A 21,150-nucleotide genomic window follows, 5' to 3' on the forward strand; every position below is an offset into this window, starting at 1 on the left:
CCTTGACGTAGGTCGCGTGGTGCTTGGAGTGGTGCAGCTCCATGATCCTGCCCGAGATCGAGGGATCCAGCGCGCCGTAGTCGTAATCAAGATCGGGAAGGGTGTACTCAGCCATGAGCTGTCCTTTCGTTGGTGGTGTTGCCACGACAATAAGACCTCAAGCGCACTTGAGGTCAAGCCGTCTCGTCGTCACCCTCGGGGAACTCGGCCACATCCTCGAGTCGGCGCGGGCCCGGGCCGATCTCGGCGAGGGCGTCGTCCGGGTTCAACAATGCGCAGGCCTTGAGCGAGAGGCAGCCGCAGCCGATGCAGCCGGTCAGCTCATGCTCGAGCCGTTCGATGGCTCGGCGCCTCTCCTCGAGGCGCCTCTTCCAGCGCCGGGAGGCGCGTTGCCAGTCTGAATGCGAGGGCGTGCTCGCCATCGGTACATCACCGAAAGCCTCTTTGACATCGGACAGCGGCATGCCGAGTCGTTTCGCGACGGAGATCAGGGAGACCCGGCGCAGCATGTGGCGGGGATAGCGGCGCTGGTTGCCGCCGGTGCGCACCGAGCCCACCAGGCCGAGCTCCTCGTAATAGCGCAGCGCCGACGGGGCGACTCCCGTGCGGTGGCTCATCTCCCCGATCGTCAGCAGATCATCGGGTTCATGGGCGGGATTCACTCTGACGCCCCCTCTCGTCGCTCTTCGGGCCGCATCGTCGTTCGCCGGGCCGCGCTCATCGCCGCGCGCCCTCTTGACCTCAAGTGCACTTGAGATCCTACGCTCCAGGGAGCATCGACTGGAAGGACCGCACACCGTGACCTATGTGATCGCTCTGCCCTGCGTGGACGTCAAGGATCGGGCCTGCGTGGACGAATGTCCCGTGGACTGCATCTACGAGGGCAATCGGATGCTCTACATCCAACCGGACGAGTGCGTGGACTGTGGTGCGTGCGAGCCCGTCTGCCCCGTCGAGGCGATCTTCTACGAGGACGACACCCCTGACCAGTGGGCCGAGTACTACAACGCCAATGTCGACTTCTTCGACGACCTCGGCGCACCCGGGGGTGCAGCCAAGCTGGGCGTGATCGACAAGGACCACCCGCTCGTCGCGGCCCTGCCTCCGCAGCCGAACCCGCTGGCCTGAGCATCGCGGCCCGGCGTCCCGCCCCACATCAGACCCGTGCATGACATGGATGTCACTTCCTGCGACACGCCCGTGACCTGCGCAGATCCCGGCGGCGGTGATCATAGGGTTCGTGCATGACCGCTGTTGACATTCATGTGAGGGCTGCTGCCGAGAGTTCCCTGAGCATCGGCGAGCTCTCCGCCCGCACCTCGGTCAGCGCGCGCTCGTTGCGCTATTACGAGGAGCAGGGCCTGCTCACCCCGCGCCGCACCGCCGCCGGGCACCGCCGCTTCGATGCCGAGGCGGTGGACCAGGTGCTGCTGGTGCAGCGACTGTTCGCCGCCGGGCTCTCGAGCGCGGAGATCCAGCCCGTGATGCCGGCACTGATCGGAGTCCAGGGGCAGGGCGTGGACTCGCTGGCATCCCTGCGTGCGCACCGGCAGCGGCTGGCGCAGGAGATCGACAGGCTGCGCGACACCGCGGAGATCCTCGATGAGGTCATCGAGGGGCACGAACTCGCCTGAACAGCACCGTCCCCCGGCTGGAGCAGACGATCGCAGAACCGTCCCGGCACCGGCTCCCTGAGGATCGCCCGCGCACGGGATGACGACCGGGATGTCGCAGGATGTAGAGATTCGTCGGCCGGTTCCGTCCCAGGGGTGCACGCGACCACAATGGGTCGCACCTCGAAGGAGAGAAACCATGGCCAAGTACCTGCTGCTGAAGCACTACCGCGGTGCCCCGAAGGGCGAGAACGACGTCCCCATGGACCGGTGGAGTCCGGACGAGGTCACCGCGCACGTGCAGTACATGAACGACCTCGCCGACCGGCTCACCGAGAGCGGTGAGTACGTCGACTCCCAGGCGCTCTCCCCCGGGGGCACCTGGGTGCGATTCGACGGCGAGGGAAAGCCGCCGGTCACCGACGGTCCGTTCGCGGAGACCAAGGACCTCATCGCCGGATGGATGATCATCGACGTCGACAGCTACGAGCGGGCCCTCGCGGTCGCCGGTGAACTCTCGGCGGCGCCGGGCAAGGACGGCGCACCGATCCACGAGTGGCTCGAGCTGCGCCCCTTCTACGGCGTGAACGCTCCGACGACCGGATGAGGACGATCGGATGAATGAGGAGCTGCTGCGGGAGCTGGTCCCCGCAGTGATCGGGATCCTCCGCCGCCGCGGCGCCGAGTTCGCGGCGGCGGAGGATGCCGTGCAGGAAGCGCTGATCGAGGCGCTCAGCTCCTGGGCGGAGAACCCACCTCGGGATCCGAAGGGCTGGCTGGTCACGGTGGCCTGGCGGAAGTTCCTGGATCAGGTCCGTGCGGAGCAGGCTCGACACCTCCGGGAGGAGCGCCTCGGATCCGATATCGACCCCGGCGTGGTCTCAGCCGCCGACGATTCCCTGCAGCTGCTCTTCCTCTGCGCTCACCCCGCCCTGACCCCGGCCTCCGCCGTCGCCCTCACGCTGCGAGCGGTGGGCGGGCTGACCACCCGCCAGATCGCTGAGGCGTATCTGGTGCCTGAGGCGACCATGGCCCAGCGCATCTCCCGTGCGAAGCGCACCCTGGCCGGGCAGCGACTGGATGCCCCCGGGGACGTCGCCACGGTGCTGCGGGTGCTCTACCTGATCTTCAACGAGGGATTCTCGGGGGACGTGGATCTCGTCGCCGAGGCGATCCGTCTGACCCGGCAGCTGCACGCCGCCATCACTCACCCGGAGGTCATGGGCCTGCTCGCGCTGATGCTGCTTCACCATGCGCGCCGCCCGGCCCGCTTCACGGCCGAAGGAGCCCTGGTCTCGCTCGCGGAGCAGGACCGTGCGCGCTGGGACACGACGCTGATCGCGGAGGGGGTGGTGATCCTGCAGTCCGCTCTCGGCCAGGACCGGCTCGGAGAGTTCCAGGTCCAGGCGGCGATCGCGGCATTGCATGCCGACACCGCCACCGTCGCGGAGACGGACTGGGTGCAGATCCTCGAGTGGTACGACGAGCTGGTGCGCCTGACGGGCAGCCCGATCGCCCGGCTCAACCGGGTGGTCGCCCTCGGGGAGGCCGACGGGCCGCGCGCCGGGCTGGCCGCTCTGGCCGAGCTGGACCCGACGCTGCCCCGCTACGCCGCCGTGGCGGCCCACCTGCACGAGGCCGACGGGGACCGAGCCGGCGCCGCCGCCCTGTTCGCCGACGCTGCGCGCTCCGCCGCCTCGACCGCCGAACGAGATCATCTGGTGCACCGAGCGGCACGCCTGAACTCGACCTGACCAGCACGTGCACACACCATCAACGGCTGCCCCGTCGAGCCGGCACCCTCGTGTGCCCCGTCGAGAGGATCCCCCGTCCACACACGTCGGGCCGGTCCCTTCGTCAGCCCCGTCGGGCGAGTCCGTGCTCGCGGCTGAAGCCGCTGCTCAGATCTGTGATCCGTACGGTGACGATGCCGGCGGTGTCCACCGTGTAGGTCTCCTCGATCTCCGGCCCGCCCTCGCGACGCTCGACCGTGACGGCGGCGAGCTCTGCCGCACCGAGCTCGCGCAGCGCCGGATCGAAGGGAAAGAGGACGTCCGCGAAGGGAACCAGATCGCCGCGCGGCTCCCCGGCGTCATCGAGCGCGGGATGCTCGACGTAGCGGAACCAGCCCAGGTTGTGCGCGGCCGTGTAGTGCCTGGTCACGCTGGTGCTGCCGGTCTGCGGCAGGGGTGCTTCCGGGGTGAGGACCTGGTCGAAGGTGACTCCCTCGCCGGAGTCCGCCTCGCGGAACACCCCGATGCCGCGCGAGAGCCGATCGGTGAGGGTGACATCGGCGTCAGGGTCCACGGCGATGGCCAACCCGATCGCGGTCGACGCAGCGGGATAGGGGGAACGATGGACCCGTCGGCCGAAGCGCTCCCGCAGCAGCCTGGCCACCAGCGGCAGCCCTGAGCCGCCGCCCACCAGGTAGATGCCGGCGATGCCGGAGTCCGTGTCGAGGGCGCCGACCAGCGGCGCCATCACCTCCAGGGTGCGCTCGACCAGGGGTGCCGCGGCGGCGTAGAAGTCGTCCACGGGGAGGATCACCGGGTCCTGCTCCGCGGAGATCTCGACCATCACCCGGCGGGTCTGCGGGGTGAGGCGCTCCTTGGCCTCCCGGCACTCCTCACGCAGCGCGGCATGCTGAGCCGCGGAGAGGTCCTCGTGACGGATCCCCGCCCGTTCGAGCGCGAGTTCCGCGAGGACCTCGTCGAAGTCGTCCCCGCCCAGGCGGTTCTCGCCCCGGCTGCCGAGCACCACGTGGCTCGCGCCGTCGGCCTCCACCAGGGAGCTGTCGAAGGTGCCGCCGCCCAGGTCGTAGACCGCGATGCGGGTGCGGCGCGAGGTCAGGGAGCGGCTCTGGTGGTGGGTGTACTCGAAGCCTGCGGCGGAGGGCTCGTTGATCATCGCGATCACGTCGATGCCCGCCCGCCGGAATGCTTCGAGGGTCATCACCCGCTGGGCGCTGTGGGCGTGGGCCGGCACGGAGACCGCCACCTCGCCCACCGGCACCGGCAGGGCGGTGCGCACCGCGGAGAGATAACCGGTGAGCAGGTCCAGCAGGGCGAACTCGCGCCCGCCGAGCTCGACCATGGTCCCGGGATGCGTGGTCGGGTCCCCGAGCAGCCGTTTGAAGGAGCGCAGGTGAGGCGCACCGGCTCGGGCGGCACGCTCGGCCTCGAAGCCGTGGACCAGGGCGTCTCCGTCGAGCGCTATGACCGAGGGGAAGTGGTCGTGCGGGTCCCCGTCGGGGTCCTGGAAGCTCAGCACCGGGTAGTTCCCTCGGTCGGCGCCTGCCGCAATGGTCCTGGTCGTGCCCACATCTATACCGATCCGCATGTCCTGAAGATACCCCCGGGGGGATCTCTGAGGGCGAGGGTTCCATGGGGCTCCACGGGGTGCCATGGGGTTCCACCCGCCCTCAGGGCCTCCCGCGCGCTCAGCGCAGGTGCTGCTCGTATGCGGCGGTGGTGAGGAAGGCCGGGAACTCCTCTCCGAGCACCGCGTCCTTCAGCAGCTCGGCCGCCTCGGGGATCCGGCTGCCCTCGGCGCTCGGGAGCGCCTCAGCGCCCGAGAGACCCTCGGCACCGCCGAGCTCCTCGGCGCAGCGGTCGATGAAGTACTCGATCCGCTCTTTGACGATCGGCATGCCCTCCTCGGTGAGCATCCCCTGGTTGATCCACTGCCACAGCTGAGAGCGGGAGATCTCGGCGGTCGCCGCGTCCTCCATCAGGTTGTCGATCGCCGCGGCGCCCTGGCCCCGCAGCCAGGAGTCGAGGTAGCGCAGCGCCACCTGGATGTTCTGGCGGATCCCGGCGGTGGTGATGCGGCCGCCCTCGACCCGCAGGTCCAGCAGGTCCGCGGCCGTGACCTGCACGTCCTCCCGCATGCGTGCGAGCTGGTGGGGTCGCTCCCCCAGCACCGCGTCGAACTCGGCGCGCGCCGCCGGGATCAGGTCGGGGTGCGCGACCCAGGTGCCGTCGAATCCGTCGGCCGCCTCCCGCGCCTTGTCCTCGGAGACCTTCGCGAAGGCGTTCGCGGTGACCGCAGGGTCCCGACGGTTCGGGATGAAGGCGCTCATCCCGCCGATCGCGTAGGCGCCGCGGCGGTGGCAGGTGCGCACCAGCAGTTCCGTGTAGGCCCGCATGAACGGGACAGTCATGGTCAGCTGCGAGCGGTCAGGCAGGACCTGGTTGCGGCCGCGATCGCGGAACTGCTTGATGATCGAGAACAGGTAGTCCCAGCGGCCCGCGTTCAGCCCCGCGCAGTGATCGCGCAGCTCATAGAGGATCTCGTCCATCTCGAAGGCTGCGGGGAGCGTCTCGATGAGCACCGTGGCGCGGATGGTGCCGTGCTCCAGGCCCAGGTGCTGCTCGGTGATGGTGAACACCTCGTCCCACAGCCGCGCCTCGAGATGGGACTCCAGCTTCGGCAGGTAGAGGTAGGGCCCGGTGCCGCGGGTGATCAGCTCGTGGGCGTTGTGGAAGAGGTACAGGCCCACGTCCACCAGCGAGGCGGAGGCTCGGCAGGAGCGGCCATCGGCCCGCTGATACCGCAGCTGCTGCTCGGGGAGGTGCCAGCCGCGGGGCCGGAACACGATGGTGGGGGTCTGCTCCCCCAGCCGGTACTCCTTGCCCTCGTCGCTCACGAAGTCGATCCCCCGACGGATCGCGTCATGCAGGTTCAGCTGCCCGGTGATGACGTTGTGCCAGGTGGGGCTCAACGCGTCCTCGCCGTCGGCGAGCCACACGTTCGCGCCGGAGTTCATCGCGTTGACGGTCATCTTCCGATCGGTGGGGCCCGTGATCTCGACCCTGCGGTCCGTCAGGCCCGGGCCGGCGCCGGCGACCTGCCAGGTCGGGTCGTCCCTGATTGCGGCGGTCTCGGGGCGGAAGTCGAACATCGCACCACCCGAGATCGCCTCGCGCCGCATGGCTCGCGAGGTGAGCAGCTGCGAGCGGCGGCTGGCGAAGCGGTCGTGCAGCTGGGCGAGGAAGCTCATCGCCTCCGGGGTGAGGATCTCGTCGAAGCGGTGCTCCATCGGTCCGAGCAGCTCGATCCGGCTCGGCTGGGGGGTAGCCGGGACGGTCTGCGGGGGCCGCGGGGAACGAGGGCCGGGCGGGGTGGGACGCTGCTGGGTGAGGGTCATGATCCTGCTCCTTCTGGGGAGGTCGTGCGGGGTGCCGACGGCGGGGCGCGGGCGCGGGTGCAGCCCGGTACGTGGGGGTGGGGTGCGGCGATCAGAACTGCGCCGTCTCGGTGGAGCCGACGAGCGCGAGGGTGCTGGAGGACGGGTTCAGGGCGGTGGCGACCCGGTCGAAGTAGCCGGTGCCCACCTCGGCCTGGTGGCGGTGGGCGGTGAAGCCGCGGTCCGCTGCCGCGAACTCGGCCTCCTGCAGCTCGACGTAGGCGCTCATCTGGCGTTCCTGGTAGCCGGCGGCCAGCTCGAACATGCCGTGGTTCAGCGAGTGGAAGCCGGCCAGGGTGATGAACTGGAAGGCGTAGCCCATGGCGGAGAGCTCGCGCTGGAAGGTGGCGATCTGGGCGTCGTCCAGGTGGCGCTTCCAGTTGAAGCTGGGCGAGCAGTTGTAGGCGAGCTTCTGCTCGGGGAAGTCGCGGTGGATCCGCTCGGCGAAGGTGCGGGCCAGCTCCAGATCCGGCTCGGAGGACTCCACCCACAGCAGGTCCGCGTACTCCGCATAGGCCAGGCCCCGTGCGATCACCGGCTCGATCCCGGGGCGGACCGCGTAGAACCCCTCCGCGGTGCGCTCCCCGGTGAGGAAGGGCTGATCCCGTTCGTCGATGTCGCTGGTAAGCAGGTTCGCGGCGAGGGCATCGGTGCGGGCGATGATCACCGTCGACGCGCCAGCGACGTCCGCGGCGAGGCGCGCGGCGCTGAGGGTGCGCACGTGCTGCGACGTGGGGACCAGGACCTTGCCACCCATGTGGCCGCACTTCTTCTCGCTGGCCAGCTGGTCCTCCCAGTGCACACCCGCGGCGCCGGCCTCGATCATCGAGAGCATCAGCTCGTAGGCGTTCAGCGGGCCGCCGAAGCCGGCCTCGGCGTCGGCGACGATCGGCGCCATCCACTCGCGGCTGGTCGTGCCGGTCTCCGCGTGCTCGATCTGAGCTGCGCGCTGCAGGGCGTTGTTGATGCGGCGCACCACGGCGGGCACCGAGTTGACGGGGTAGAGGGACTGGTCGGGGTAGGTCTTCCCGGAGAGGTTCGCATCGGCCGCGACCTGCCAGCCGGAGAGGTAGATGGCCTTCAGCCCGGCGCGGACCTGCTGGACGGCCTGGTTGCCGGTCAGAGCACCGAGGGCCCGCACCCACTGCTCCGGATCGGAGGTGTTCAACTCGATGAGGTCCCACAGGGTCTCCGCGCCGCGGCGGGCGAGGGTGCGCTCCTCGCGGACGGGCCCGGCGAGCGCGATGACGTCCTCGGCGGTGTGGTCGCGGCGCACGTTCCGCCAGCGGGGGTCGATCTCCCAATCGCGGGCGAGCTCCTCGGCGGTCATGGTCTGGTCTCCGGCACGGGGGGTGCCGGGCGCGGTAGGAGGGAGAGAGGTTGCGGGAGGGATGGGGGTGGTGGGAGGGATGGGCGTGGTCATCGTCGGCTCCTCGGGATCGATCGGGGTGTGCGGGGCGGTGGGTCCACCGTCGCTCTCGACGAACTTCATCGAGTAGTCACACTCTGCAGCCCACGTAAGCCCCCTAGAACCCCCCGATTCGAAGAACTTTCTCGATATTTCTGTCGATCAGAACTTTTCTATGGCACCGTGTGCGCATGGTGCACGACGAGGTTGCTCCCGGCCCGGCGACGACCCCTGCGACAGATGTCGAGGATGACTCCTTCGACCCGCTGCTGATCGGTCAGCGCATCCGTGCGCGCCGGCTGGAGCGTGGTCTCTCCCTCGCCCAGCTGGCGCAGCGGGTCGAGCGCGCCCCTTCCCAGCTGTCCGTGATCGAGAACGGCAGGCGGGAGCTGAAGCTCGGCGAGCTGCGAAGGATCGCCCGCGCGCTCGAAGTGGGCGTGGATGACCTGCTGGAGCCCGAGCCGCCGTCCCGTCGGGCGGCACTGGAGATCGCGCTGGAGAGAGCCCAGGCCGGCACCCTCTACCAGAGCCTCCCACTGCCCGAGCTGCCGGTGCGCAAGTCTCTCTCCGATGCGGCGATCGAGACGATCCTGGCCCTGCACGAGGAGCTGCGGCGCCTGCACGAAGAGCGGGCCGCGACCCCGGAGGAGGCGCGGCGGGTGAACGGACAGCTCCGCCAGGAGCAGTCCGAGGGCGGGAACTACTATCCCGAGCTCGAGGAGGCGGCCCGGGAGCTGCTGGAGCAGATCGGGCATCGAGGCGGGCCGCTGTCCCAGTCGAAGGTGTCACTGCTGGCCGCGAAGCTCGGCTTCTCCCTGCACTCGGTGCCCGACCTGCCGCATTCGACCAGGTCGATCACGGATTCGGAGCATATGCGGATCTACCTGCCGCTGGGCAGGGCAACCTCGGATCCTCGCACCACGGTGCTGCAGGCGATCGCCGCCCATGTGCTGCAGAAGGGCGAGCCCGCGGACTACGGGGACCTCCTGCGTCAGCGCGTGGAGACGAACTACCTGGCCTGCGCGCTGCTGCTGCCCGAGGCGGGGGCACTGGACTTCCTGCACCGGGCGAAGGCGGAACGGGAGCTGTCGGTCGAGGATCTGCGGGACGAGTTCGCTGTCAGCTACGAGATGGCTGCGCACCGCTTCACGAACCTGGCCACCCATCACCTGGGCATCCCCGTGCATTTCCTGAAAGTCCACTCCTCCGGCACGATCCTCAAGGCCTACCAGAACGACGAGGTCCGCTTCCCCACCGATGCGCTCGGCGCGGTGGAGGGGCAGCGGGTGTGCCGCTGGTGGAGCGCGCGGCGGGTGTTCCGCAGCGAGGACCGGATGGGGCAGTACTGCCAGTACACCGACAAGCCGGGTGGCACCTATTGGTGCACCTCGCACATCGAATCCGGTCCGGGTGGGGAGTTCTCGATCTCGGTGGGCACCGCCTACCAGCACACGAAGTGGTTCCGGGGCCGGGAGACGACGGTGCGCCACTCCTCCTCCTGTCCCGATCCGGTCTGCTGCCGAGAGCCGGATCCGACGCTCGTGGAGCGCTGGGAGGGGTCGGTGTGGCCGGTCGCGCGGCTGCACGCCTCGCTGCTGGCCGCGATGCCGACGGGCACCTTCACCGGGGTGGACCGGGTCTCGATGCTCGAGTTCCTCGAGCGGCACGCCCCGGTGGCCGACGGGAGCGCTCAGGGGCAGGAGGACTGAGCTGCACTCCGCTCAGGCCAGCACGAGCTCGATCCCCGGGTGAGACCCGAAGATCTCCAGCACCGTCTCGAAGTAGGTGGGGCCGCCCTCGGCGTCGAGCTGCTCGAGTCGGCGACGGAGGAGGTCCTGGTCATACCGCTGCGGGGTCGCGAGCTTCGTGAGCAGCTGCTCGCGGGTGGCGCGGAGACCGAGTGCGGCGGCGGACAGTTCGTGCTCCTCCCACACCACCCGGGCCGACTCGTGCCGGTGCAGGGCACCGTACCCGCCGTACAGCAGATCGTCGAGGGCATCGAGGCTCTCCCCCAGGCGCCAGTCCTCCCCCTGCATGAAGACGCGGTTCACCTCCTCGTAGAAGGAGGCGATGTCTTCGACCCGTCGGCCGTCGATGTGCAGAGTGATCATCGGGTCCCTCCTCGCAACTCGGTGCGGATCCGGGGCAGGGCGCCGGGATCTCCGGCGCATGACGCGCGGGCACCGGCATGCCCGTGCACCGGCATGCCTGGGCACCATCATGTCCGCGCACCATCATGACCGAGCCGGCCCGTGCGCCAACACCGCGAGCGATGCCGAGGGGCAGCATCTCGCCGCTACGAGCGGGCGACCCCCACGACCAGGAGGGTGGCGAGTGCGGCGTAGACCGTGCCGGCCGCGCCGTCGAGCGCCAGGCGCACCTTGCGGCGGCCCAGCACAGCATCCCGGAACAGTCCGGCAGCGCTGCCGATCGCGATGTCCGCGATGAGCCCCGTGGCCTGCAGCAGCAGGCCCAGCATGAGGATCTGGCCGAAGGGGTGCTCATCCGCCGAGCCGAGGAACTGGGGCAGGAAGGCCACGAAGAAGAGCGCGACCTTGGGGTTGGTGAGGTTCACCAGGAAGCCGCGACGGAACACGTGGGGGACCGTCTGCGCGTCTGCCATCGCCGCCCCCGCGTTCCGCCAGGTGGTGACGGCGAGGAAGAGGAGATAGCCCGCGCCGGCGATCCGGATCGCATCGAGGGCCGACGGCAGCTGCGTCAGCGCCACCCCCAGCCCCGTCGCCGCGACGAGCACCCAGATGGTCATCGCCGAGGTGACACCGAAAGCTCCGCGCACCGCCGCTCTGCGGCCCTGATTGATCCCGGTCGCGACCAGGAAGGCCATATCCGGTCCGGGGGTCACCAGGATCACGAGCACCGCCACCAGGAAGGCAGGGAGGACGGACACATCGAGCACTTCGCTACCTCGAACTCTCAGCGGGAGGAACTCCCGGAACCACGCCCTCAACTGGGCCAAGAGAGACGGTAGAGCTCGGCGATGTGGCGGCGCAATCGCCGACTTGCGGGCAGAATGCGCGATGTTTCCGCACTCTGTCGGGTGGCGTTACGCTGATTGCGTGCTCGACGACCTGGACTACCGCCTCATCGCCCTTCTGCGCTCCAACAGCCGCACCCCGGTGGCGGTCCTGGCGCGGGAGCTGGGGATCAATCGCTCGACCGTCACCTCGCGGATCGACCGGCTCGTGGACACCGGCGTGATCGAGGGATTCACGATCCGGGTCAGCAGCGATCTCGAGCAGGACTCGGTCCAGGGCGTCATGCTCGTGTCCACCGAGACCCGGCGCAACCACGACATCGTCCACGAGATCCGCGGCTACCCGGAGATCGAGCTGCTCCACTCGACCACCGGGACCTGGGACCTCGTGATCCAGCTCCGCTGCCGCAACCTCTCCGAGTTCGATCTGGCGCTCGAGCGGATCCGGGCCATCCCCGGGGTCAACTCCACGCAGACAAGCCTGCTGTTCAGCTCGCTGCGGACCGCGTAGTCACGCGTCGGCACCGGAGGCCCCACCAGGGGGCGCGGTGCAATGCTCCGCGGTGTGGGGGCCTGCCCGGCCCGCGGCCCCCACGGGTCGGGCGCCGCTGCCACCACATCGCGTAGCCCCACAGGATCATCGCGACCAAGGTCGAGGCGATCAGGAAGAGCACGATCTGGTTGACGAGGCCGAACATCGTCCCCATGTGCAGGTCGATGCCCCAGCGCGTGAGCTTCGCGGCAAGATCCTGCTCGGCGAAGTCGGTCCGGTCAATGACCTCGAGAGTGGCGCCGTCGACAGCCACGGCGTCGACCTTCGTCGGGTAGCTGCGTTGGATCTCCTGCACCACCCAGGCCGAGTCGGCGTCGGCCGGGGGAAGGATCTCGACCAGGCCGGTGTCGACGTTGACGGCCTTGCCGGCAGCGAGAACGTCGTCGATCGCCGCCGGATCGGTGCGGTCCGTCGGCCCGGTCGTCGGCGCCTCGCCCGACACCGCGCCCGGCGCATCGCCCAACGCCCCGTCGGAGCCGTGACCGGGCTCCCCGGCCCCCTCGCCGTACATATCGTGCTCACCGTGCGCGTCCTGCTCGCCATCGGCCCCATCCCCGTCCCCGTGCTCGCCGTGCTCGGTGTGCGCCCCCTGCTCGCCCCCGGCTGCGGTTCCGTGGCCTTCATGCGCCCCCTGTCCGTCGGCCGCCACCTCCGTCCCAGCACCGGCAGCGGGCAGCTCGGAGCTGACGGCCTGGGTGGTGAATCCGAAGGCCTCCCTGATCGTGCCGATGTTCCCGCCGCCGTACTGCGACCAGGTGATCCCCGTGGCGGCGAGGAAGAGCGCGCCCAGCAGCACCCAGATGCCGGCCGAGGAGTGCAGGGAGAGGGTGCGTCGGTAGCCGCGCGCCCGCAGATCCGGTCGCACCAGGTCGCGCCTTCGCCGGGAGCGCCGAGCCCGCCGGATCCACAGCCCCAGCCCGGCCAGGGCGATCACTCCGAGCCAGGAGGCGGAGAGCTCACTGTAGAGCCGTCCCGCGTCCCCGAGGTGCAGGTTCCGGTGGAGCTGGTCGATCCAGCCGCGCAGCGGCAGGGCCCCGCTGGTGCCGTACACGGTGAGGTCACCGCGCACCTCGCCGGAGGCGGGTTCGAGGAAGATCGCCCGGGACTCGCCCTCGGCGAGCGCTTCGTCGACGAACATCACCCGGGTGGTGTCCCCGGGCTGCGGTGCCGGTCTCACGGCGGCGAGCTGTGCGTCCGGCCCGATGTAGGCCTGCGCCGCCTCCACCTGGTCTGCGAGCGGAAGCGGGGCGGCGTCGGCCGGGGCGGTGAGCGCCTCGGCGTGGACGACCTTCTCGAGCTGGGGGCTCACCGCGTAGAGAGCCCCGCTGGCGGCGGAGATCAGCAGGAACGGGCCCACCAGGATCGCGGCGTAGAAGTGCAGGCGCAGCAGCAGCGGACCGAGCCAGCCCTGCGAAGTGCGGGAGGCGGCCATGGTCTGTCCTCAGCTCTCGATGAGTCGTGCGGAGATCACGGTGTTGTCCAGGTGGTGCCCGTCCACGTCGAGGTCACCGCTGCAGGTGATCAGGCGCAGCTCCGACCCGTCCGTCTTCCCGTAGACGGCCACCGTGGGGAACTCGTCCTTCGGGTACCGAGCCGCGTCGTACACCTCGAAGGTCGCGACGGTGCCGTCCTCCCGGTCCACCTCGATGCGGTCCCCCGGCTGCAGGCCCCCGAGCTCGAAGAAGACCGAGGGTTCACCGCCCCAGGTCACGTGACCCTCGATGACGGCGGGCCCGGACTCCCCCGGGGTGGGAGAGCCGTCGAACCAGGCCGCGAGATCCGCCTGCTCCCCACGGGGGGCCAGCAGCTTCCCGTCCTCGCCGAGACCGATCGGGAAGACCCGCTCGTCGACGCCGATCGAATCGATGCGCAGGCCAGTCGGCTCGGACGCCGGGAGCGCAGCCGCGGCGGCCGTCTCCGGTGCCGCGGTGGCCGGCTGCTGCGAAGGCTCGGCGGTCTCGGCGCGGTGAGCGGCCGACGACTCGTCACCTCCGGCGTCCGACGGCTCCGCGCCGCCGCCGTCCGAACCTGCGCCGTCCGAACCTGTGCCGTCCGCACTCGCACCGGTCGTGCGCAGCGCGGGCTCCGGCGGGGCGCCGACCTGACTGGTCAGCGCGAACACCAGGAGCGCCGCACCCAGCAGGGCGAGGGCCGCCAGAACGACGGCCGCCGTGCGACGGCCGCCGTTCTGTCGGGATTCTCCGTGAGAGGTCATCTCACTTCTGGGTCTGACGACGACGCAGTGCGAAGGCACCGGCGGCCGCTGCGGTCAGCAGCCCACCACCGGCGAGCATCGCACCGGACTGCTCGATCCCGGCAGTGGTGCCGTCACCGGTCTCGGCACCACCCTCGGGCCACTGCTCCATCTGGGCAACGTCGAGCGTTCCGCAGGCGGCCGGATCGGTGGCCTCGGAGGGCAGGTTCGGGTCGAGGTCGGAGACGACATCGCCGTCGTACGCCCCGCTGCCGTTGTGGTCGACGCCGTGGACGACGATCACGCCGTCGCCGGCGGCGATATCCGCGGCGACCTCGTCGCTGACCTCGATGGTCCGCTCATACGCATCGTCGCCCACCGGGAACCGGTCCACGGCCAGGCCGCTGTCCGGGCTGGTGTCGCCCTCGGTGGTCAGCGAGGTGACGATGTGTCCATAGTCGTCGTGGGCGTCGGAGACCTGGATGGCCCCGTTCTCGCCGCTTCCCTCCATGTTCGGATCGGGGCACTGGTTCTTGCCGCCGACGTGGATGTGCTGGGCATGCGGGGACCCGGCCAGCAGGCCCGTGTTCTCCAGGTTCACGGTGACTTCATTGCCCTCGACCGTGACCCAGGCGGTGCCGGAGGCTCCGGAGTCGTTCAGCTCGGTGAGGTGGGCCTCGAGGGTGGTGGATCCGTGTCCGCCGTCATGCCCCTCGGCCAGGGCGGCACCGGAGGCCCCGAACATGCCGAGCACGGCCGTGGCCGCGAACAGGGGGAGCAGTCGCTTCGTCGTCGTGCGCATCATGACTCCTTCGTCGGACGCCGGACGACCATGCAGCCGTCGTGGGCGGCGTTCCATCACGTGGTTCGGAACCCAGGGCGGATCGGATGGGAGGGAATTTCCCGGCGCGGCGGGGAGGGCTCGTGACCGGAGGCCCCGGGCGCAGAAGCCGCTGGTCACCGGCGCCGACCGCGTCGGCCCGACTGATCGGTCGAGAATCTCGACAGGCCCACCCGCGGAGGCCAGCATGGCAGGACCGGCAGTCCGCCCCTCGATGGAAGGAACCACCGATGACCGACCTCTCCGCCCTTGCCCTCACCTGCTCCCTCACGCCCTCCCCCGCGCCCTCGAGCAGCGATCGTCTCGCCCGACAGCTGCTGGACGAGCTCGAGCAGCACGGCGTGAGCACCTTCTCCGTGCGGGTCGTCGACCAAGACGTCAGGCCGGGCGTGGCGGTCGACATGGGCGCCGGAGACGCGTGGCCGGCCCTGTACGAGAAGGTGCTCGCGGCGGACATCCTGGTGCTGTCCAGCCCGATCTGGCTCGGGCACCCCAGCAGCATCGCCCAGCGCGTGCTGGAGCGACTGAACGGCGACTCGGAGACGGACGAGGGAGGTCGTCCCCGCGTCTTCGACAAGGTCGCTCTGATCGGCGTGGTCGGCAACGAGGACGGCGCGCACAAGGTGACCGCGGATCTCGGTCAGGGTCTGAACGACGTGGGCTTCACCCTGCCCGCGCAGGGCGCCACCTACTGGGTGGGCGAGGCGATGGGCTCGACGGACTACCAGGACCTCGAGAAGGTGCCCGAAGCGGTCGCGTCGACGACGGCCACAGCCGCCCGCAACGCCGCCCACCTGGCACGGCTGCTGCGCGGCACCCCGTACCCGGCGCTCGACTGAGGCCCGCCGGCTCCGTCACGGACGTACCCTGACCCGCATGCGCATACCCCGTACCCTCGCGATCGTCCTCGCCGGCGGTCAAGGCTCCCGAATGGGCGCCCTGACAGACGAGAGAGCCAAGCCCGCCCTGCGGATGGGTGGCTCCTACCGGCTGATCGACGTGGCACTGTCCAACCTCGCCAACAGCCACCTGTCGACCGTCTGGGTGATCGAGCAGTACCTCCCCCACTCCCTGAATGCGCATCTGGCAGCGGGCCGGCCCTGGGACCTGGATCGCAATCACGGTGGCCTGCGCACCCTGGCCCCGTTCGAGGGAGCTGAGGGTGAGGGCTTCGCGGCAGGGAACAGCGACACCCTGTGGCGGCAGAGGGCGCTGATCGCCGAGTTCGATCCCGAGCTGGTGGTGGTGCTCAGCGCCGATCACCTCTACACGATCAACCTGCTGGACGTGCTCGACACGCATGCGGCCGCCGGCGCGGACCTCACCATGGTCACCACCCGCCTCCCGCAGGACGCGTCCCGCCACGGGGTGGTGCGCGCCGCGGAGGACGGGGCCATCGAGCGGTTCTGGTACAAGCCGGAGAATCCACCGACCGACCTGGTCGCCACGGAGATCTTCTGCTTCGACGCCATGGCACTGCTCGACGCCCTCGAAACCCTGCCCGATGAGGTGGGTGAGCTGCAGGACTGGGGCGATGACCTGATCCCCCACTTCGTGGAGCACCGTCGCACCGTCGAGCACCGCCTCGAGGGCTACTGGCGGGACATCGGCACGCTCGCCTCGTACTGGGAGGCTCACATGCATCTGCTGGACGGGAACGGGGTCACGCTGGATGATCCCAACTGGCCGATCTTCTCCGCCCAGCCGCAGCTGCTGCCCTCCCGGGTGCGGGACGGCGCGCACGTGCGCGACGCGCTGCTCGCCCAGGGCAGCGACATCGCGGGCACGGTGGTTCACAGCGTGATCTGCCCGGGAGCGGTGATCGAGGCCGGCGCCGAGCTGGTGGACTGCGTGGTGCTCGACGGCGCGCGCATCGCCGCCGGTGCACGTCTGCACGGCTGCCTGGTGCAGGACGGGGCGCAGGTTCCGGCGGGAGCCCGGCTCGGGACCGAGGAGATGGTCACGCTCGTGGCGGCCGACGGCACGGCGGCGGAAGCGGTCTCGCGGGAGTGACGCCGGTCGTCACCCGCGTCACGCGCCCTGGGCCGGCCTCGGAAGTGCAGGACTCATCCGTGGAACCCTTCGCCAGGGCCGCCTCGTTCCACAGATGAGTCCCGTGCTCGCCCCGTCCTCGCCGGAAAAGGGCCTCTGCCGTCGGGGAGCGTCGCCGGGGAACTTCTCAGACCAGCTCGATGCGGGCGTCCTTGTCGTTCATGACGATCACCGGCGTGACGACGGGATATCCGGCGTTCTGGATCGCCGCGAGGTCCGCGCGCAGCAGCGGGGTGCCCGCGCTGACCCGCTCCCCGGAGGCCACGAGCGTCGTGAAGCCCTCGCCCTGCATCTTCACGGTGTCCAGGCCGACGTGGATCAGCACCTCGGTGCCGTCATCGAGGGTCAGGGCGACCGCGTGCCCGGTCGGGAACACGTGCGTCACTGTCCCGGCGGCCGGCGCGACCACCTCTCCGGAGGTGGGTTCGATCGCGACGCCAGGCCCCATGATCTCCTGTGCGAAGGTCGCATCCGGCACCTCCGACAGCGGGATGACGTTCCCGGCCAGGGGCTGGCGCAGACGGACCAGCGTGCTCGCCCGCACCGCGGTCACGGTGCCGCCGGCGCTCTCCACCGCAGCCGCGCCGTCCACGTCGCCGACAGCAGCGACGGCGGCGACGGGCTCGGCCTGACCGGTGATGATCCGCTCCATCGCGTCCTTCACGAACTGGACGCTGGTGCCGTAGATGACCTGGACCGACTGGCCGCCCGGCTTCATCGTCCCGGCAGCGCCGGCACGCTTCAGCGCAGCCTCGTCGACCTTGGAGGTATCGGCGATCTCCATCCGGAGCCGGGTCGCGCAGTTCTCCAGATCCACGATGTTGTCCTTGCCGCCCAGGGCTGCCAGGAACGCGGTTGCGGTGATCGCGTACTTGTCGCCGCCGATGGCGACCCCGCCCTGCTCGTCCTCGAGGAGATCCTCGTCGTCCTCACGGCCGGGGGTCTTGAGGTCGAAGCGCAGGATGATGGCGCGGAAGACGACGAAGTAGACCGCGAACCAGAACACGCCCATCACCGGGATCGCCCACGGGTTCTGGGCCATCGGGTTCACCCAGCCCAGCACGAGGTCGATGAAGCCGCCGGAGAACCCGAAGCCCATCCTCACCGGCAGCAGCGCGCTGATGCCCATGGAGATGCCCGTGAACACGGCGTGGACCAGGTAGAGGCCCGGCGCCAGGAACATGAAGGAGAACTCGAGCGGTTCGGTGACACCGACGAAGAAGGAGGCGATCGCACTGGAGAGCAGCACACCAGCTGCGACCTTGCGTCGCGCGGTCTTCGCGGTCACGTACATCGCCAGCGCCGCACCGGGCAGGCCGAGCATCATGATCGGGAAGAAGCCGGTCATGTACTGGCCGGTGACCCCGTAGGTCCCCTCGGCGTCCAGGAAGTTGCCCAGATCGTTGATCCCGGCGACATCGAACCAGAACACCGAGTTCAGTGCGTGGTGCAGGCCCAGCGGGATCAGCAGGCGGTTGAGGAAGCCGTAGATCCCGACGCCCACGGGACCGAGGGTCAGGATGAACTCACCGAAGCCCACGAGGCCCGAGTACACCAGCGGCCACACGAAGAACAGCACCAGGGCCAAGCCGAGGGAGACGCCGGCGGTGATGATCGCGACCGAGCGGCGGCCCGAGAAGAAGGACAGCGCGTCCGGAAGCTCGGTCTCCTTGAAGTGGTCGTACGCCCAGGCACCGATCAACCCGCAGAGCATGCCCACGAACACATTCTCGAGGTTGGAGAATGCGGGGTTGACCTGTGACTCCTCGATGCCCTTGAACAGGGCCACGTTCGCGGGGGCCAGCAGGGTCGTCACCATCAGCCACGACACCAGACCCGCCAGCGCGGAGGTGCCGTCGGGCTTGGTCGCCATGCCGATGGACACGCCGATCGCGAACAGCAGCGGCAGGTTGTCCAGCAGCGCGCCACCGGCAAGCTTGAGGAACACGCCCGCGAGATTGCCGTCATCGCCGGTCGCGGTCAGGATCCAGTAGCCGAGACCACTGAGGATCGCGGCGACCGGCAGCACGGCCACGGGCAGCATCAGCGATCTGCCCAGGCGTTGGAAGAACTTCATCGGAACCTCTCATGCCGACGGCTCACGCCCGGACGGCAGCGATGCAGAGCCGGGGAGCCGAGGAGTCGGCGTTCGGTGGTGGGGCGAGGACTGCGGGCACGGCCCCGCAGATCGCGACGGAACATATCATCTGGCCGACGGTGTTATGAAGGAATCCTTCACCCCTCGGCGGGATGTGTCCGGATCCTCACTCCCCGTCGGACGGTGTGCCCGGAGAGGCCGACGGTCCCAGCCGCGGCAGCTTCCACGGGGACACCGCCTCGTCCATCCGGTGCATGACCGCGACCTCCGCCTGATGATCGGCGGTGCGCAGCACGGTGACCAGGACGTCGACCACCAGGAGCTGGGCGATCCGGTCCGAGGTGCCGCCCGAGCGCAGCCCCGCCTCGTAGGCGGATGTCCGCAGCACATGGGTGGCGGCGCGCGCCAGTCGGGATTCCGGATCGGAGGTCACCGCGATGACGGGAGTGGCATGGGACCGGCCGACCTCGGCGAGCGAGACGGAGTCCTGGGTATACCCGGTGGTGCTGATGATGACGAGACCGCAGCGTCCCCGGTACCTCGCCAGCAGTGCGGCCGCCAGGTGGCGGTCGGAGGTCGCGGTCGCGCTGACGTCCGCCATCACCAGCTTGGTCGCGAGGTCCTCGGCCACCGGGGCGGACGATGCGAGCGCGTAGACGATCGCGGTACGCGTCTCCCGCAGGATCTCGCACACCGCGCTGATCTCGTCGGGGTCCAGCCCTTCGGCCGTCAGCAGGATCGCGTCCCGGTGGGAGCGGGCGACGACGTCGATGATGGCCCTCGGACCCGCACTCTCATCGATCGTGGCGACGTTCACCGAGGGACGGTCCGCCACACGCGAGAGTGACACGGCGAGACCGGACTTCAGCGCGGGGTACCCGGACAGCCCCACCCGCTCGCACAGACGCGACACGGCGGCTTCCGAGGTCTCGGCGGCATGCGCGAGCTGCGAGGTGGACATGCCCACCACCGCGGAGGGGTACTCCAGGACGTAGTCCGTCACGCGCATGAGCGCGGGGGGCAGCGAGCTCCTCCTCGCACGCAGCAGTGCGAGCACGTCGGAGGGCGGAAGCATCCGCTCAGAGTACCGGGCCGGCGACGGACCCCCGGACAGCAACGACCCCCAGCTGATATCTCAGCTGGGGGTCGTCTATGGGTGGACCCGGGTGGACTCAAACCGAACACATGGCAGCGGTTCGAACGGCTCAGTTCCGCGTGGGATCAGGCGAAACTCGGCGTCGGCGACGAGTCGGTAGGTGCCGCCGCCGACGCACCGGGCGTCGTCGCGAACCCTAGGAGACGAGCTAGAACACCCCTGGCGGACAGCCAAGTAGACGCTATCCGAACTGCCCGAGCAGACGGCGAGAGCGTGGTGTCCATCTGCCGGCGGTTCGATGTGCATCGGATGACGGTATGGACGCACACAAAGGACCTGCTCTGACCGTCCCCGCGAGGACCGCACGCCGTCGCCGAGGACTCGGGCTCCGCAATCTCCGACTGGAGTGCCAGCCAGGCCGGGAAACGGACACACGGGTCGCCCAAATCGCAAGTGGCGCAGACGCGACGGAGTGCGTCGCTTGTCGGCGCCGGCGTCCTCGAAGAGCTGGTCGCCGAAGCTCGCGGACACGCCTCTACGCGCGCGTTGCAGCCCGGTTCCGGGCGAGTGTTCCTACTGCGAGAATCAGTCCGCCGCAGGCAGCGATGACAATCCAGCCGGGGAGACTCGCGGCGGCGAACCGGTCGGGCGACACGCCTGCGACGAGGGGTCCGGCGAGGGCGATACCGATCGCGGTGCCCAGTTGCCGGGCGGTGGAGGCGGTTCCTCCGGCGACTCCGGCGCGTTCGGGCGGCAGGCCGCTGACGGCGGTGTTCGTGATCGGGGCGTTCGCGAACCCGACCCCGGTGCCGATCAACAGATATGCCACGAGCAGCACGGGCAGGTTCATCCCGCCAGTGAGGATGAGCAGGCAAAGCCCGCCGGCCAGGATGAGCGTCCCGGCTAGTAGCAGCGGGAGGCGGGGGCCGATCCGGCCGACCAGGAACCCAGACACGGGTGCGAAGACAGTCGCCCCGAGCGCCATCGGCAGAGTCGCGGCTCCTGCCACGACGGGTGCCCATCCCTGCGAGTCTTGGAGGAACAGGGTGGTCATCAGCAGGGTCATGCTGAACGCGACGAACACCGCGACGGCCCCGAGGATCGCCCCGGTG

The 21,150-nt window shown here is 69.8% G+C and carries 20 protein-coding genes and 1 pseudogene; 8 read left to right on the plus strand and 13 right to left on the minus strand.

Annotated elements, in window-relative coordinates; translation table 11 throughout:
* Both ACTH43_RS16310 and soxR read right to left on the minus strand, forming a co-directional pair.
* A pseudogene (locus tag ACTH43_RS16310) lies at positions 1–115 on the minus strand (superoxide dismutase); the annotation flags it as partial.
* A gap of 58 nt (positions 116–173) precedes the next feature.
* Entirely contained in the window at positions 174–662 is a 489-nt protein-coding gene (soxR, locus tag ACTH43_RS16315; RefSeq protein ID WP_441445951.1) for a redox-sensitive transcriptional activator SoxR, read from the minus strand.
* 136 nt (positions 663–798) lie between these two features.
* On the opposite strand from soxR, the gene fdxA reads away from it, so the two are divergent.
* The 4 genes from fdxA (at position 799) to ACTH43_RS16335 (ending at position 3,367) form a co-directional block, all read left to right on the plus strand.
* On the plus strand, positions 799–1,128 hold the full coding sequence (fdxA, locus tag ACTH43_RS16320) for a ferredoxin (protein WP_441445952.1): 330 nt from the start codon (positions 799–801) through the stop codon (positions 1,126–1,128).
* 116 nt (positions 1,129–1,244) lie between these two features.
* Positions 1,245–1,634, plus strand: coding sequence for a MerR family transcriptional regulator (locus ACTH43_RS16325; RefSeq protein ID WP_441445953.1), 390 nt, complete (start codon positions 1,245–1,247; stop codon positions 1,632–1,634).
* Positions 1,635–1,812: 178 nt separating this feature from the next.
* Entirely contained in the window at positions 1,813–2,220 is a 408-nt protein-coding gene (locus tag ACTH43_RS16330; RefSeq protein WP_441445954.1) for a YciI family protein, read from the plus strand.
* Positions 2,221–2,230: 10 nt separating this feature from the next.
* The gene (locus tag ACTH43_RS16335) at positions 2,231–3,367 is read left to right on the plus strand and encodes an RNA polymerase sigma factor (protein WP_441445955.1); all 1,137 of its coding nucleotides are present in this window, start codon (positions 2,231–2,233) and stop codon (positions 3,365–3,367) included.
* 103 nt (positions 3,368–3,470) lie between these two features.
* Here ACTH43_RS16335 and ACTH43_RS16340 read toward each other — a convergent pair whose 3' ends face one another.
* From ACTH43_RS16340 to aceA, 3 genes are all read right to left on the minus strand, one after another.
* Positions 3,471–4,952, minus strand: a complete 1,482-nt coding sequence (locus tag ACTH43_RS16340; RefSeq protein ID WP_441445956.1) for an Hsp70 family protein — start codon at positions 4,950–4,952, stop codon at positions 3,471–3,473.
* Positions 4,953–5,052: 100 nt separating this feature from the next.
* Complete coding sequence (aceB, locus tag ACTH43_RS16345) at positions 5,053–6,762, minus strand: malate synthase A (RefSeq protein ID WP_441445957.1); 1,710 nt, start codon at positions 6,760–6,762, stop codon at positions 5,053–5,055.
* 91 nt (positions 6,763–6,853) lie between these two features.
* On the minus strand, positions 6,854–8,224 hold the full coding sequence (aceA, locus tag ACTH43_RS16350; RefSeq protein WP_441445958.1) for an isocitrate lyase: 1,371 nt from the start codon (positions 8,222–8,224) through the stop codon (positions 6,854–6,856).
* A 176-nt stretch (positions 8,225–8,400) separates the two neighbouring features.
* Here aceA and ACTH43_RS16355 point away from each other — a divergent pair, with 176 nt between their 5' ends.
* The gene (locus ACTH43_RS16355) at positions 8,401–9,918 is read left to right on the plus strand and encodes a helix-turn-helix domain-containing protein (RefSeq protein ID WP_345075929.1); all 1,518 of its coding nucleotides are present in this window, start codon (positions 8,401–8,403) and stop codon (positions 9,916–9,918) included.
* A gap of 12 nt (positions 9,919–9,930) precedes the next feature.
* Here ACTH43_RS16355 and ACTH43_RS16360 read toward each other — a convergent pair whose 3' ends face one another.
* A complete protein-coding gene (locus ACTH43_RS16360; protein WP_345075928.1) occupies positions 9,931–10,320 on the minus strand; it encodes a barstar family protein in 390 nt (129 codons plus the stop codon).
* Positions 10,321–10,505: 185 nt separating this feature from the next.
* On the minus strand, positions 10,506–11,126 hold the full coding sequence (locus ACTH43_RS16365) for a LysE family translocator (RefSeq protein ID WP_441445959.1): 621 nt from the start codon (positions 11,124–11,126) through the stop codon (positions 10,506–10,508).
* A 160-nt stretch (positions 11,127–11,286) separates the two neighbouring features.
* On the opposite strand from ACTH43_RS16365, the gene ACTH43_RS16370 reads away from it, so the two are divergent.
* Positions 11,287–11,715 carry an Lrp/AsnC family transcriptional regulator gene (locus tag ACTH43_RS16370; RefSeq protein ID WP_441445960.1) on the plus strand — a complete coding sequence of 143 codons (429 nt, stop codon included), beginning with the start codon at positions 11,287–11,289 and terminating at the stop codon, positions 11,713–11,715.
* Here ACTH43_RS16370 and ACTH43_RS16375 read toward each other — a convergent pair.
* The 3 genes from ACTH43_RS16375 to ACTH43_RS16385 are packed head-to-tail and all read right to left on the minus strand — an operon-like array spanning position 11,693 to position 14,756.
* Positions 11,693–13,189: a PepSY domain-containing protein gene (locus ACTH43_RS16375; protein WP_441445961.1), complete on the minus strand. Its 1,497-nt coding sequence runs from the start codon at positions 13,187–13,189 to the stop codon at positions 11,693–11,695. The two genes, ACTH43_RS16370 and ACTH43_RS16375, sit on opposite strands and share 23 nt — an antisense overlap.
* A 9-nt stretch (positions 13,190–13,198) precedes the next feature.
* Positions 13,199–13,972 carry a class F sortase gene (locus ACTH43_RS16380; RefSeq protein WP_441445962.1) on the minus strand — a complete coding sequence of 258 codons (774 nt, stop codon included), beginning with the start codon at positions 13,970–13,972 and terminating at the stop codon, positions 13,199–13,201.
* 1 nt (position 13,973) lies between these two features.
* Positions 13,974–14,756 carry a hypothetical protein gene (locus tag ACTH43_RS16385; RefSeq protein ID WP_441445963.1) on the minus strand — a complete coding sequence of 261 codons (783 nt, stop codon included), beginning with the start codon at positions 14,754–14,756 and terminating at the stop codon, positions 13,974–13,976.
* A 266-nt stretch (positions 14,757–15,022) separates the two neighbouring features.
* On the opposite strand from ACTH43_RS16385, the gene ACTH43_RS16390 reads away from it, so the two are divergent.
* The gene (locus ACTH43_RS16390; protein ID WP_441445964.1) at positions 15,023–15,631 is read left to right on the plus strand and encodes a flavodoxin family protein; all 609 of its coding nucleotides are present in this window, start codon (positions 15,023–15,025) and stop codon (positions 15,629–15,631) included.
* Positions 15,632–15,668: 37 nt separating this feature from the next.
* Complete coding sequence (locus ACTH43_RS16395) at positions 15,669–16,805, plus strand: glucose-1-phosphate adenylyltransferase family protein (RefSeq protein WP_441445965.1); 1,137 nt, start codon at positions 15,669–15,671, stop codon at positions 16,803–16,805.
* 166 nt (positions 16,806–16,971) lie between these two features.
* Here the strand turns inward: ACTH43_RS16395 and nagE are convergent, their stop codons facing one another.
* The 3 genes from nagE to ACTH43_RS16410 form a co-directional block, all read right to left on the minus strand.
* On the minus strand, positions 16,972–18,921 hold the full coding sequence (nagE, locus tag ACTH43_RS16400) for an N-acetylglucosamine-specific PTS transporter subunit IIBC (RefSeq protein ID WP_441445966.1): 1,950 nt from the start codon (positions 18,919–18,921) through the stop codon (positions 16,972–16,974).
* A gap of 187 nt (positions 18,922–19,108) precedes the next feature.
* Positions 19,109–20,017 (minus strand): MurR/RpiR family transcriptional regulator, encoded by a 909-nt coding sequence (locus ACTH43_RS16405; protein ID WP_441445967.1) that lies wholly within the window; start codon positions 20,015–20,017, stop codon positions 19,109–19,111.
* A 556-nt stretch (positions 20,018–20,573) separates the two neighbouring features.
* A partial coding sequence (locus tag ACTH43_RS16410; RefSeq protein WP_441445968.1) for an MFS transporter occupies positions 20,574–21,150 on the minus strand: 577 nt, incomplete at its 5' end.

Origin of the sequence: Brachybacterium sp. (assembly GCF_052095815.1) — a bacterium.
Taxonomy (GTDB): Bacteria; Actinomycetota; Actinomycetes; order Actinomycetales; family Dermabacteraceae; genus Brachybacterium.

What these genes read in the sequence shown, in the direction of transcription:
- nagE (WP_441445966.1), bottom strand. Translation starts at nt 18,921, where the DNA reads ATGAAGTTCTTCCAACGCCTGGGCAGATCGCTGATGCTGCCCGTGGCC.
- ACTH43_RS16340 (WP_441445956.1), bottom strand. Translation starts at nt 4,952, where the DNA reads ATGCGGATCGGTATAGATGTGGGCACGACCAGGACCATTGCGGCAGGC.
- ACTH43_RS16390 (WP_441445964.1), top strand. Translation starts at nt 15,023, where the DNA reads ATGACCGACCTCTCCGCCCTTGCCCTCACCTGCTCCCTCACGCCCTCC.
- aceB (WP_441445957.1), bottom strand. Translation starts at nt 6,762, where the DNA reads ATGACCCTCACCCAGCAGCGTCCCACCCCGCCCGGCCCTCGTTCCCCG.
- ACTH43_RS16405 (WP_441445967.1), bottom strand. Translation starts at nt 20,017, where the DNA reads ATGCTTCCGCCCTCCGACGTGCTCGCACTGCTGCGTGCGAGGAGGAGC.
- ACTH43_RS16395 (WP_441445965.1), top strand. Translation starts at nt 15,669, where the DNA reads ATGCGCATACCCCGTACCCTCGCGATCGTCCTCGCCGGCGGTCAAGGC.
- ACTH43_RS16355 (WP_345075929.1), top strand. Translation starts at nt 8,401, where the DNA reads ATGGTGCACGACGAGGTTGCTCCCGGCCCGGCGACGACCCCTGCGACA.
- ACTH43_RS16380 (WP_441445962.1), bottom strand. Translation starts at nt 13,972, where the DNA reads ATGACCTCTCACGGAGAATCCCGACAGAACGGCGGCCGTCGCACGGCG.
- aceA (WP_441445958.1), bottom strand. Translation starts at nt 8,224, where the DNA reads ATGACCACGCCCATCCCTCCCACCACCCCCATCCCTCCCGCAACCTCT.
- ACTH43_RS16360 (WP_345075928.1), bottom strand. Translation starts at nt 10,320, where the DNA reads ATGATCACTCTGCACATCGACGGCCGACGGGTCGAAGACATCGCCTCC.
- ACTH43_RS16330 (WP_441445954.1), top strand. Translation starts at nt 1,813, where the DNA reads ATGGCCAAGTACCTGCTGCTGAAGCACTACCGCGGTGCCCCGAAGGGC.
- ACTH43_RS16325 (WP_441445953.1), top strand. Translation starts at nt 1,245, where the DNA reads ATGACCGCTGTTGACATTCATGTGAGGGCTGCTGCCGAGAGTTCCCTG.
- ACTH43_RS16335 (WP_441445955.1), top strand. Translation starts at nt 2,231, where the DNA reads ATGAATGAGGAGCTGCTGCGGGAGCTGGTCCCCGCAGTGATCGGGATC.
- ACTH43_RS16385 (WP_441445963.1), bottom strand. Translation starts at nt 14,756, where the DNA reads ATGATGCGCACGACGACGAAGCGACTGCTCCCCCTGTTCGCGGCCACG.
- ACTH43_RS16375 (WP_441445961.1), bottom strand. Translation starts at nt 13,189, where the DNA reads ATGGCCGCCTCCCGCACTTCGCAGGGCTGGCTCGGTCCGCTGCTGCTG.